This is a genomic window from Streptococcus himalayensis (assembly GCF_001708305.1).
Taxonomy (GTDB): Bacteria; Bacillota; Bacilli; order Lactobacillales; family Streptococcaceae; genus Streptococcus; species Streptococcus himalayensis.
Window position 1 is genome coordinate 409,943 of record NZ_CP016953.1, and the last position, 12,241, is coordinate 422,183.

General features: G+C 39.6%; 11 protein-coding genes and 1 pseudogene. All 12 read right to left on the reverse strand.

Annotated elements, in window-relative coordinates; all coding sequences use genetic code 11:
* Positions 1–20: 20 nt before the first annotated feature.
* A pseudogene (gene tnpA / locus BFM96_RS01930) lies at positions 21–454 on the reverse strand (IS200/IS605 family transposase).
* A 232-nt stretch (positions 455–686) separates the two neighbouring features.
* Positions 687–2,189, reverse strand: a complete 1,503-nt coding sequence (locus BFM96_RS01935) for a zinc ABC transporter substrate-binding protein AdcA (protein ID WP_068989662.1) — start codon at positions 2,187–2,189, stop codon at positions 687–689.
* A 10-nt stretch (positions 2,190–2,199) separates the two neighbouring features.
* Positions 2,200–3,006, reverse strand: coding sequence for a metal ABC transporter permease (locus tag BFM96_RS01940; RefSeq protein WP_068989666.1), 807 nt, complete (start codon positions 3,004–3,006; stop codon positions 2,200–2,202).
* Complete coding sequence (locus tag BFM96_RS01945) at positions 2,999–3,703, reverse strand: metal ABC transporter ATP-binding protein (RefSeq protein ID WP_068989669.1); 705 nt, start codon at positions 3,701–3,703, stop codon at positions 2,999–3,001. Before BFM96_RS01945 ends, BFM96_RS01940 begins: the two co-directional genes overlap by 8 nt.
* Positions 3,700–4,143, reverse strand: a complete 444-nt coding sequence (locus BFM96_RS01950; protein WP_068989672.1) for a zinc-dependent MarR family transcriptional regulator — start codon at positions 4,141–4,143, stop codon at positions 3,700–3,702. Before BFM96_RS01950 ends, BFM96_RS01945 begins: the two co-directional genes overlap by 4 nt.
* Positions 4,144–4,251: 108 nt before the next feature.
* Positions 4,252–5,127, reverse strand: coding sequence for a glycosyltransferase family 2 protein (locus BFM96_RS01955; RefSeq protein WP_068989675.1), 876 nt, complete (start codon positions 5,125–5,127; stop codon positions 4,252–4,254).
* Between the two features lie 24 nt (positions 5,128–5,151).
* The gene (gene glf / locus BFM96_RS01960) at positions 5,152–6,288 is read right to left on the reverse strand and encodes a UDP-galactopyranose mutase (protein ID WP_068989677.1); all 1,137 of its coding nucleotides are present in this window, start codon (positions 6,286–6,288) and stop codon (positions 5,152–5,154) included.
* Between the two features lie 266 nt (positions 6,289–6,554).
* On the reverse strand, positions 6,555–8,099 hold the full coding sequence (locus BFM96_RS01965) for a lipopolysaccharide biosynthesis protein (protein WP_068989678.1): 1,545 nt from the start codon (positions 8,097–8,099) through the stop codon (positions 6,555–6,557).
* Positions 8,089–8,928 (reverse strand): glycosyltransferase family 8 protein, encoded by an 840-nt coding sequence (locus tag BFM96_RS01970; protein WP_189234567.1) that lies wholly within the window; start codon positions 8,926–8,928, stop codon positions 8,089–8,091. Before BFM96_RS01970 ends, BFM96_RS01965 begins: the two co-directional genes overlap by 11 nt.
* A 79-nt stretch (positions 8,929–9,007) precedes the next feature.
* Positions 9,008–9,886: a glycosyltransferase family 8 protein gene (locus BFM96_RS01975; protein WP_068989683.1), complete on the reverse strand. Its 879-nt coding sequence runs from the start codon at positions 9,884–9,886 to the stop codon at positions 9,008–9,010.
* A gap of 136 nt (positions 9,887–10,022) precedes the next feature.
* Positions 10,023–11,231, reverse strand: coding sequence for a nucleotide sugar dehydrogenase (locus BFM96_RS01980; protein ID WP_068989686.1), 1,209 nt, complete (start codon positions 11,229–11,231; stop codon positions 10,023–10,025).
* Positions 11,232–11,300: 69 nt separating this feature from the next.
* On the reverse strand, positions 11,301–12,194 hold the full coding sequence (locus BFM96_RS01985) for a glycosyltransferase family 2 protein (RefSeq protein WP_068989687.1): 894 nt from the start codon (positions 12,192–12,194) through the stop codon (positions 11,301–11,303).
* Between the last annotated feature and the right edge of the window lie 47 nt (positions 12,195–12,241).

The window sequence follows — 12,241 nt, forward strand, 5'->3', positions numbered from 1 at the left end:
ATAGCCCGTTCAACGGGCTTTTAGCGTGTTCTGAAACCTCCGTCCGAGAACGGATCTTCGTATTCCTTAACACTCAACTTATCAACTGCAATGTCATTTTTCTCTTGCTCTCGTATGTACTTCGCTACAGTTTTCTCATTCAATCCAACTGTGCTCAAGTAATATCCTCGAGCCCAAAACTTACGATTTCCGTACTTATATTTCAAATTAGCGTGTTTATCAAAAATCATCAAAGCACTCTTACTCTTCAAGTAACCCATAAATTCGGAAATCGAAAGTTTTGGAGGTATCAACACTAACATATGAACATGGTCAGGCATCATATGTCCTTCTATAATTTTTACTCCTTTGTAACTGGATAATCGGCGAAATATCTCGCCTAAACTGCTTCTATATTGATTATAAATGACTTTTCGTCTATACTTAGGGGTAAACACAATGTGATAGAACACATCCATTTTGTGTGTGATAAACTATGTGCCTGAGTGCCATGCTTTTCTCCTTTCGCTTTACAGTAGGCTTGAACACCTTTATTGTATAGCGTTTGGAGATTTTTTTGTATAACAGTCGATGCGCACCCGCATAGCGGGCGGTTTATTTGTATATCACACCTATCGGAGCGAGACGAGGCTTAAAGCCACATAATGTAAAAGGCTGGACATACCTGCCCAACCTTATTTATCATCTTAATGTGCCAACATCTCTTGGGCAATTTCTTGACCCGACAAATCTTCTGGATAGTAGGTTGGCCAATTTTCCAACTCATCAAAGAGTTTTTCTTGACTTTCTCCACCAAAGAAGATGTGGAAATGCTCGGTCTTCACTGGAGCAATGTTATGGTCACTGAACTGCACATATTTAAACTGCCCAGCGTTTTCATCTGTTGCTTCAAACATGTAGCGAACCCCGCGATTGCCCTTCTTATAGGTCAAAATCTTCTTCCCTACATACTTGTAGGTGTATTTTTTAGTTTCCCCATTTGTGGTGAATTCCATGGTCTTGTCAGTGATTTTTATAGCAGATACATCTGTCTTATACCCGTTGTCATAGTAATCCTTGTACTCAGCTGCTGTCATCTGGCCTGTCAATTTTGCCTTGTAATCAAAGACCTGATCCAAAGTACCATCAAGCAGATAAGGGTAAACAGACTGCCATTGACCCACATAGTCAGATAGGTCACGATCCTTGACCGCACTGTCTTCAAAATAGCCTTTTTGAACCGTCTTAGTCTCTTCGACTTCTTCTGGTTGAATTTCCTTACCAGCACTGTCTGTGGTCTTCTTGAGAGCTTTTAGATTTTCCTTCATGATAGACACATAGTTGTCTCCAGCTTTCATAGCTTTTTCGGTCAAGCTCTCCAAAGGATTGAGCACTTCTAGCTCGACTCCAGCCTCCTTAGACAAGGTAGATGCAACTGCTTGCGAAGCATTTTCCTCGAAATAAATGTACTGAATACCATTTTTCTTGATGTAATCTGCCAATTCTGCCAAACGTGCGGCCGATGGCTCACTATCTGGAGAAATGCCTGAAATAGACACTTGTTTCAAGCCATAATCCAAGGCTAGGTAACGGAAAGCCGCATGCTGCGTTACAAAGGTTTTTTGTTTAGCAGCAGCAAGTTCAGCCTTGTATGTCGCATCCAAGTCTTTTAAGGTCGCAATATAAGCTGAGGCATTTTTCTCAAAACTTGCTTTTTTCTCTGGGAAATTATCACTGAGACTGTCGCGAATATGCTCCACCATCTGAATGGCACGACTTGGAGAAAGCCAAACATGCGGATCATAGTCATGATGATGACCTTCCTCACCATGGTCGTGGTCCTCTTCTTCCTCAAGCCCTGGCAGCAGCAACATATCTCCCGTCGCCTTAATCACCTTCACCTTGCCCTTGGTTACATTTTCCAAAACATCAGGTACCCAGGTTTCCATATTTTCATTTTCAAAGACAAAGACATCCGCATCTTGAATTGTTGCGACTGCTTTGACAGAAGGCTCATAATCATGCGGCTCTGTTCCAGCACCGATTAACAAATCTACTGTTGCCTCGTCACCCGCTACTTGCTTGGTAAACTCATAGACAGGATAAAAGGTTGTCACAACCTTTAACTTGCCTGTTTCTGCTCCTTGATTGCTACAAGCTACTAACAATACTCCGACAAAAAGAAGCAATACCAATCGTAATTTTTTCACGATAATCTCCTTATTTTACAAATTTTTTAAATAAACTCACCAGGAGAAAAACTCCAACAAAGATGAGCGTAATACTGGCACTAGCTGGCGTTTCAGCATAGTAAGAGCTATACAGACCTGCCACCATCCCTAGAAATCCAATGACGCTAGCCAGTATAATCACCGAACGAAAATTCTTGCCAATTCTCAAGGCAATGCTCGCCGGCAAGACCATGATGGTCGATACCAAGAGCGCCCCTGCAGCTGGAATCATCAAGGCAATCGCCACCCCTGTCACCATGTTAAAGAGAATGGACATAGCCCGCACGGGCAACCCATCGACAAAAGCCGTATCCTCATCAAATGTCAAAATATACATGGGACGAATGAACAAAAAGGTCAAAACCAGAACAATCGCTGCAATGATGAAAAGGGAGTAGACCTGCTCGCTGCTAATGGTCACGATAGAGCCAAACAAATACTGATCCAAGCTCATGGAACTCGTACTGCCTCCACGACTCATGACAATCAAGGACACCGCAAGCCCCGTAGACATGAGGATAGCAGTTCCAATTTCCATGAAATCCTTGTAAATCGTACGTAGATACTCCAAAAATACCGCTGCAATGATGACAATGACCACTGTTGAAATTGTCGGTGAAATCCCCAAGACCAAGCCAAAAGCTACCCCTGACAAGGAAACGTGGCTGAGCGTATCGCTCATCAAACTCTGCCTGCGTAAAATGAGAAAGGTTCCCAAGACTGGTGAAAACAAGCTCATGGCAATCACCGCCAAAAAGGCCCGCTGCATAAAATCATACCGTAGTAAATCAAGCATGGCTTCCCTCCCCATCATTTTCATGGACATTAAAGCACCGCCAAGGCGAATCTTGATTGCGGACCAGATGGATATTGCGATCCGCATATTTCTTGACTTCCTCAGGATCATGGGTAATCATCAACACAGCCTTGCCATGCTGATGGGCACTGTGGTGCATGAGATTGTAAAACTCATCCTTGCTGCTAGCATCCATCCCTGTCGTCGGCTCATCTAGGACAAAAATATCTGGATCAGAAGCAAACATGCGTGCAATCACTGCCCGCTGCTTTTGCCCACCAGACAAGGCGCCAATCCGCTTATCCCTATGCTCCCACATACCGACCGCATCTAAACTAACACGGATATGCTCCTCATCATGTGCCGTCAAGCGACGGAACCAGCCCTTTCTCGGGTAACGACCCGATTTCACAAATTCATGGACTGTACTTGGAAATCCTGCATTAAAGCTCGCAATCTGCTGAGGCAGATAGGCAATTCGCAACTTTTTCCCAGCTGCATTGGTCTTTGAAATCGCGACCTCTCCATGCCTCGGCTGCAATATCCCAAGACTGGCTTTGATCAGCGTTGTCTTAGCCGCACCATTCTCACCTGTCAAGGTCACAAACTCTCCACTATCCAAAAAATAGTTTATGTGCTCAAGAACAGGTTCTTTATCATAGTAAAAGGACAAATCCTTGACCGTAATATACCTCATTTTCCGATTTCTCCTACTAGCATTTTTAAAAATCGCCCGATACTTTCCTGTTCCTCTGCTGAAAAATGCTGGACAATCTTCTCATAGGTCTCCAAGGTATGGACATGGTGGTGCTGATGTTCAGCCGCAATAGGCTGCGCCAGGTCGGTCAATCGATAATAAACCACCCGCGCGTCCCTCTTATCCTTAAAAGTCTCCAGCATCCCTTCTGCCACCAAGGCCTTAATCGCCTTGGTCACAGCTGCTTGACTGACATTCAATCTCTTCGACAAATCCCGATTGGTCAAAGACTCTTTCGAGAGCAACATCAAAATATGCTCCTGCGTATTGGTCAGGGCAACCTCGCTCGTGCAAGTCCCTACCAAAATTTCGTGTTGATTTTCCGCTTTTAAAATAATTTCACTCAAAAAATAATCAATTTCATGTGCCAAAGAAGACATCGTACACTCCTCCTTAACCAGTTAATTCTTTACTGGTTAATTATACCACAAAAAAAAGAAAGAGTCAAAACTCTTTCATGAAAATGGGAAAAACAGGAACCTACTCTACTAAAAGTTGTATATCTCACGTAAGTAGCGTGTCTGCTTAGACAACTCCGTTTTCTGTTCAGAATGAGGATTAATCATCTCTTGAACCTCAAGCATGGAAGCAATCGTATCATCTGTCATAGCTTTAAGCGGTGAGTCTGATAAATTCTGCCGAAATTCAAATACGTTTTCCAACACCTGCAAGTGATGAGCAGCATTTTTCACCAAGGAAACTAGAGTCACACTTTGACCTTCTCGGCCAAATAAATACTGGTAAACATTTAAGGAAAGATAGAGCCAAGATGTGACATACTGCATGGGAAATAGGCTATATTCCACATCCACATAGTACATCCCTTCTGTCAGACGAAATTGATGTTCCTGCAACAGCGCAGTCTTATAGGTCAAACTATGCATGGGGAGGCGCTTAGTCGGCAGAACAGACTGCACAATCCTTGCCAAGGAGCTATCCACAGGCTGCTCGTGGATGGATTGCCCATAAGCAGGTATCCGTCTCGTAAAATCCGTCACAACCATATCGACCTCAATATCTCGCAAAGCGTCCAATAAAGCCTCAAAGGCAAGTCTATCCACCCAATCATCGCCATCTAAGACCTTGAAATAAGCGCCTTTAGCCTCAGCAATCCCACAATTGATAGCAGACCCATGACCACCATTTTCTTTAGAAATCAAGCGAATAGGAGCCCCAGAAAACTCCTCCATGCAGGCTTCGGTCATCTCTGCCGTAAGGTCAGTACTACCATCATTGATCACCAAAATCTCAAAATCTGCCCAATACCGCCCATCAATCGCCAGTAACGATTCAATAGCTCGGGCAATATAGCGTTCCATATTATAAGCTGGAATGACTATTGTTAGTGTATATAGATGTTCCATACATCTCCTCCTCAATCTCCGAGTTTATCCGCGCTCGCTATGGATACCTCTAATCACTCCTAACTCACCTCTTACGCACTGCAAAGCTGCTGCAATCACCTGATGCATATCATAATAGCGATAATGCCCCAAGCGTCCACCGAAGATGACCTTATCTTGCTGTTCAGCTAGCTCTTTATAAGCCTTATACAAGTGATTATTACGATCGTTATTCACTGGATAGTAAGGCTCATCCCCCCGTTTCCAAGTCTTAGAATACTCTCTCGTGATAATCGTCTTATCCTGCGTTCCAAACTCAAAATGCTTATGCTCGATAATTCGTGTATAAGGTGTTTCGCTATCTGTGTAGTTCACCACTGCATTGCCTTGGTAGTTTGGCATGTCAAGCGTCTCTGTTTCAAAATGAAGACTCCGATATTCCAACTCCCCTAGCTCATAATCAAAGAATTCATCAATCATCCCTGTAAAGACAACCTTGGGAAACGCTGCTAGATACGCTTCTTTATTGGCAAAGAAATCAACATTTACTTCCACATCAATATTCTCATGAGCAAGCATTTTCTCAACAATCTGTGTGTAACCGCCAATTGGAATTCCTTGATAAGTATCGTTAAAATAGTTATTATCATAGGTTAGGCGTACTGGCAAACGACGGATGATAAAGGCTGGTAAATCCTTACAAGACTTACCCCATTGCTTTTCTGTATAATCCTTAATCAGCTTTTCATAAATATCTGTACCAACTAAAGAAATTGCCTGTTCTTCCAAGTTTTCTGGTGTCTTTCCGCCTAGAATCGCACGTTGCTCATCAATCTTGGCTTGTGCTTCTTCAGGCGTCACCACTCCCCAAAGTTTATGAAAGGTATTCATATTGAAGGGAAGATTGTAGATTTCTCCCTTATAGTTAGCAATTGGTGTGTTGGTATAGCGATTAAACTCCGCAAATTGATTGACATAGTCCCATAACTCCTTATCAGAGGTATGAAAGATATGCGCACCATATTGATGTACGTGGATACCTTCTTCTTCCTTGGTAAAGATATTTCCAGCAATATGATGTCGCTTTTCAATCACCTTTACTTTTTTTCCTGCTAAAGCTGCTTCATGCGCAAATACTGCACCAAAAAGACCAGCTCCTACTACTAAGTAATCGTACTTCATCTCACATCTAATCTCTCTTAGCGTCAACAAATCATTGATTCTCAAAAATATAAAGCATTTACCATAGAAAGACAATCTATCTCACGATATAATCCAAAACGTCCTTGATAAATGGAGATTTTTATTCAAGTATAGAAATAAAAGATACTTTTACTATCAATACTCGTCAAACATCTATCACAACCATCGTAAACAATTGGAGTTACGAATAAATTTAATTGATAAAATTATCAACAAAGAAGCAGGTTTTTAGCTTTGTAGAGAGCCTATGACAAACGTTTTTTAATCAGTCGTGTTCGGACAAAATCAACCCACCATCTTAGGGTTTTATTCTTGTGAAACACCACTAGTAGCAATACAGTCAAAGAGCTTCCTGCTACAATCGCTAATTGGAACCAGCCTAGGAAGCTAGAAGCAAACCAGCGCTGCGGAGCCATGAAATAAAGTCCGAACAGCGTCACAAAATAAACCAGCCATTGCTGAATATTGATCCAAATATACTCCTTCATCGTCCGTTTTAAACCATATTTGAAAATAATATAGGGTTCAAACCAGGTATTGGTTAACAAAGTTGAGCAAATCGTTCCAACTAAAATTCCACTTACGCCCCATTTAAAAACCACTAGAAATAGCAAAGAGAAAACTAGGTTTAACACTGCTTCAACAATCGGTTTATAGCGAGACTCCCAATATAAACCATAAGCACTATAAAATATAAATCCTGAATAACGATAAGTTTGCATAAAGACATACATACTTAACAACAACACAATTTGAGAAGACAGTAAATAGTCTTTTCCAATCCATAATGTGATAAAAGGATTGATCAACACAAAGATCAACAAAGAGCCTATAAAAGAGAGAGCAAAATTCAAAAAATTGTAACGCTTAAAGACATCATAAATCTTTTCTGACGATGACGTATGGATTAAGTTTCCTACTGAAGCATTTTGAGAACTCATTAATTGCGAAAGTAACGAATCAAAAGCCTTTGTAATCATTGTATAATTCGAATAGAGTCCCACTGCTGCTACACTAATAAACGAGGACATCAAAATATTATCCGTACTAAATACAATAACAAACGAAATATTGGCAGCTAAATTCCCCAAAACATTCTTCTTTAAACTCTGTTTTTCCTCTTGAGTCAAAGGCGTAGCAACAACGTCCTTCATTGGGTAACGCTTTGTCACGATATAGGCAATGACAACGTTTGAGAGAATTTTCGACAGAATTGTGATACATAAAATCAAAATATAATGATGAGTGAGTGCCATCATTCCCCACTGTATGATCATTGTAAAAAGTAAAATGATAAATTCAATCCCTGAAATGATATACGTTTCTTGATGAACAATTAACAGACTTCGCTTATAAGCAAATAAAAGATAACCGATTACCGAATTAGCTAAAAATAGCAGATAAATCGCAATGACTTCTTGAGATAGACTCTCTACTTGTAAAATCGTTTTAAGAAAAGGTAAGATGACCAATCCTAAGGCAAAGATTACCAAGGCAATAAAACGATAAATTTTTTGATAAAGCTGCATATAGGCTGCTATCTTGCTGTGATCTTGTTTAGCAACAGGTTTATATAAGGCAAAGATAATGGAAGCCCCTACGCCTAGCTCTGCCAGAGAAAGCACTCCCAAAATACTTGAAAAGACCCCATTTAAACCTAAATAATAGATTCCCAAAAAATGAATGAAGAGATTTCTATTGATAAATTGCAACAAAAAACCAAGCGGAAATAGCCACAAAGTAAACAAGGAGTTATATATTGCCTTTTGAGTTCTAGTTTTACTTGCCATACGTTTCTTCAATTTCTTCCCAACTTAATCGCTGTACCTGATACCATTCGTCAGCAAAAGGAACGGTATAAGTATTTCGTAAATACTCTCGAAAAGATATCTTTCTTTTTAGCCATAATTTTAATCCATGTTTTATTCCTATGGCTTTATTAGAAAATGGTTTAGCAGCTGTTGTATAGTGAAGGATCCGCCCACGTATCATATCTTTTTCTTGTCTCATATCTGGTCTAGTCGCAGCAATTTGATAGTTGTAAGTTTCGTCCACTGCTAGCCAGTCATTTCTAAATAAAATATTTAGAACACTTTGGTCTGCATCTCGTAACTCCAGCGAAGAATCGCGATGCATCTTTAAGGCTTCTTTCAAAACCATTTTTTCGCGCCACTTTTTATTATTAACAAGCATAACTCCTGCATTAAATTCAGTTTTGTGGCGGTCAAATGCGACAATTGGATCTGCCACTGCAGCCATGCCATAATTTGTCATGTCTAAATCATAGAATGATTGCAAGTCTCCAGTAACTATAATATCTGCATCAAGATACAAGACCTTCTCTTCATCCACCAATTCTGGGATATGATAGCGATAAAAAGTAGCTTCTGTAACATAATGATAGGTACGAAATTGCTCATACTCTTGAGAGCGAATCTCTTTATTATGAATCACACTATCTAAGTGTCTCATATGATTATTTAAACGCTCAAACCATTCTGTCGGATAGTCCTTATTCAACAAGAAAAACTGTACTCCTTGATGATACTGTAAGACAGACTTCATCGTTACTTCGACCTGCTCATGCATGCGATAATCGGCAGCCATCACAATATTCATCCGATATTTTTTCTTTTCCTGCATCTTTTCCCTTCTTTCCAAACTGACTAATAAATCGCATGACATGATGCAAACGATCTTATTTAGTTGTCTTTTTTGCTAACTCTTCCCACCTTACTTGACTTAATTGGTGCCATTCTTGTTCATACACTAGCTTGCTTCTATTTTTTAAGGCAACTTGCAATGGATACCTTTTATTTCTACCGCTTACATATGCGGTCACAACTTTGTAAATTCGCCCAATTCTTGCTTTGATTGTTTTCTTATACATAGCCCATGGTTTGATGGCCGTTGTGTAGTGGATAATGACTGTTTCAGACGGAATGGAGTATCTCTTCAAATTAAAATTTCCACCAAATATTTGCATATTATATATTTCAGGTACTGGCATCCACTCATTTTTAAACAATTCATTCAACACATCTTGATCCGCAAAATTTAAAGTAGCATCCAACTTCTCATGAATACTTAGTGCACGATTTAAAACATTTTTTTCACGCCACCTACGATTGTTAATCAACAGTACACCGGCATTAAAATCATATTCGCGACCAAAATTTTCAGTTGCTGCAAGACCAACAGGTTCAATATCAAGGTCATACAAAGGAGATAAATCTCCCACTACTACTATATCTGAATCCAAGTACAACACCTTATCTTCCTCAATTAGCTCTGGAATATGGTATCGGTAAAAGGTGGCTTCTGAAATGTGCTCAGCAGTATTAAAATGCTTGTATGCAATCGTTGAAACTTTCTTATCTATGATGCAAGACTCAAACGCAGCCAATTTCTCATTGATAGATAGAAACCATTCTTTTGGATAGTCCTGATTGATTAAAAAAAATTGAATCCTCGTATGGTGTTGTAAAATCGATTTCAACACAGTTTCGACCTGAATTTTGTAATCATAGTCAGCAGCCATTACAATATTCATTGCATACTTTTGAGTATTTGACATATTTTCCTCTTATTTTTTACCCTAATTCTAATTTGAAAAATTCCTATCCCAATCAACTGTTGTCTATTTTTACAAATAAAGCAACACTTGTTCTTACTATGGTTCCTCGTTTATTTAAACAAGATCGCAGCCAATTTCAATCTCTCTTGAAAATATCCCGCGTATAAACTTTTTCTTGGACATCGTCTAAAGATGAATCATAGCGGTTTGCAATAATGGCTTGAGATTGCTTTTTAAACTCAGCTAAGTCATTGACGACTTGACTTCCAAGGAAGAAGGTTTCATTTTCTAAGGTCGGCTCAAAGATAATCACCTTTGCACCTTTTCCTTTGATTCGTTTAATCACACCTTGAATGGAAGACTGTCTGAAATTATCACTATTACTCTTCATCGTTAAGCGATACACACCAATCGTCAACTGCTCATTTTCGGGATTTCCAGCCAATTTCAAAACCTGCTCGGCAATGTAATCCTTACGAGTGCGATTACTATCTACAATCGCAGACATCATATTTTGTGGGACATCCTTATAATTGGCTAATAATTGTTTGGTATCTTTTGGCAAGCAGTAACCACCGTAGCCAAATGAAGGGTTATTATAATGGTTTCCAATTCGTGGATCTAAGCCAACACCTTCAATAATAGCTTGCGTATCAAGTCCTTTGGTCTCCGCATAGGTATCTAATTCATTAAAATAAGACACCCGTAAAGCAAGATAGGTATTAGAAAACAGCTTAACAGCTTCTGCTTCTGTAAATCCCATCATCAAGGTTGGAACCTCGTCTTGGAGTGCGCCTTCTTGGAGAAGTCGAGCAAATGTCTCCGCACTTGCTTTTAACTGCTCATCTCCTAGATCCGTTCCTACAATGATCCGACTTGGGTAAAGATTATCATAAAGCGCCTTTGACTCACGTAGAAACTCTGGACTAAAAAGAATGCGATTGGTATTGTATTTTTTTCGAACACTGTCTGTAAAACCGACTGGAATCGTTGATTTAATCACAATAATCGCTGAATGATTGACTTGCAATACTTCTTCGATAACAGACTCCACTGCACTCGTATCAAAGAAATTTAGTTGACTATCATAATTGGTAGGAGCTGCAATGATAACAAAGTCAGCCTCTTCATAGGCTGCTTTCCCATCTAAGGTCGCTGTCAAGTGCAACTCTTTTGTCTTTAAAAACTCCTCAATCTCCTTATCCTGAATCGGAGACTGCTTCTGATTGATCATCTCCACTTTCTCAGGAATAATATCAACAGCGGTTACTTGATGATGTTGTGATAATAAAACAGCTATTGACAGCCCAACATAGCCTGTCCCTGCTACTGCAATATTTTTCATTTGACACTCCTTCATACTATGCGTAAGCAATTTTATGATGTTTTTAATTATTTGTGTTACAGTTTGTCACTATTTTACCATATAACGAATGAATTGCTTATAGAAAGACAAGGATGTGCGTTTGAATAAATGGGTTGTTAAAATATTTTTCAAGGCAGATTTAAAATGAACAAAATCCTTTGTTGCGTAATAATGAGGCGCAAGACGACAGGCGAAACGATATTCTACTTCTTTTCTTTCCCGTTCTGAAAGCAAATCATAATGACTTCTACACAAGTCTCTTAATTTTTCTTCTCCAATGATGCGCTTTTCATGTCCCTGTCTACTAATTCTCTGACTTTCTTCATCGTGATAGATGGATAAAAATTCTGGTACTCGGTCTACTTCATATCCTGCCGCTAATAATTTCACAATGACCGTCGAATCTTGTTTACATGGCACATCGCTAAAGCAGCCTACTGAATCCAACGCTTCCTTTCGGCACATCCATTGAGAAGTTGCGGCTATACAGTCTAGCATCCCTTCAAAAACACATTTTCCTGTGTAGTCATAGGTATATTTGACTTCATGACCTTGACTATCGATGCTTAAACAATAACCATAGATTAAACCAACCTTGTCCGAACTGTTCTTAAAAAGTTCTAACTGCTTTTCAATCTTGATTGGTAGATATTCGTCATCATCATCTAAAAATGCAATGTAGTCTGCCTTGCTGTTTGCTATCCCGACATTTCTTGCAACAGCACCACCAACATTGACTTCATTCACGATGAGTTTCAGGCGAGCATCCTTAATTCCCTCCACTAACTCTCTTACTTTAGCTTTCAAGTCAGTCTCTTTATTATCATCAACCACCAAAATTTCCATATTTTGATGCGTTTGATTTAGGACACTTTGAATGGCTCGTCGCAAGGTATCTGTCCTACCATACGTCGTAATAACCACACTGACTAAATCATCCACGGTTTTCTCTCTCCCATTTTTCTAAATCATTTTCAACATGATAAACT

What these genes read in the sequence shown, in the direction of transcription:
- BFM96_RS01945 (WP_068989669.1), bottom strand. Translation starts at nt 3,703, where the DNA reads ATGAGGTATATTACGGTCAAGGATTTGTCCTTTTACTATGATAAAGAA.
- BFM96_RS01965 (WP_068989678.1), bottom strand. Translation starts at nt 8,099, where the DNA reads ATGGCAAGTAAAACTAGAACTCAAAAGGCAATATATAACTCCTTGTTT.
- BFM96_RS01980 (WP_068989686.1), bottom strand. Translation starts at nt 11,231, where the DNA reads ATGAAAAATATTGCAGTAGCAGGGACAGGCTATGTTGGGCTGTCAATA.
- BFM96_RS01940 (WP_068989666.1), bottom strand. Translation starts at nt 3,006, where the DNA reads ATGCTTGATTTACTACGGTATGATTTTATGCAGCGGGCCTTTTTGGCG.
- BFM96_RS01975 (WP_068989683.1), bottom strand. Translation starts at nt 9,886, where the DNA reads ATGTCAAATACTCAAAAGTATGCAATGAATATTGTAATGGCTGCTGAC.
- BFM96_RS01970 (WP_189234567.1), bottom strand. Translation starts at nt 8,928, where the DNA reads ATGAATATTGTGATGGCTGCCGATTATCGCATGCATGAGCAGGTCGAA.
- BFM96_RS01950 (WP_068989672.1), bottom strand. Translation starts at nt 4,143, where the DNA reads ATGTCTTCTTTGGCACATGAAATTGATTATTTTTTGAGTGAAATTATT.
- BFM96_RS01955 (WP_068989675.1), bottom strand. Translation starts at nt 5,127, where the DNA reads ATGGAACATCTATATACACTAACAATAGTCATTCCAGCTTATAATATG.
- glf (WP_068989677.1), bottom strand. Translation starts at nt 6,288, where the DNA reads ATGAAGTACGATTACTTAGTAGTAGGAGCTGGTCTTTTTGGTGCAGTA.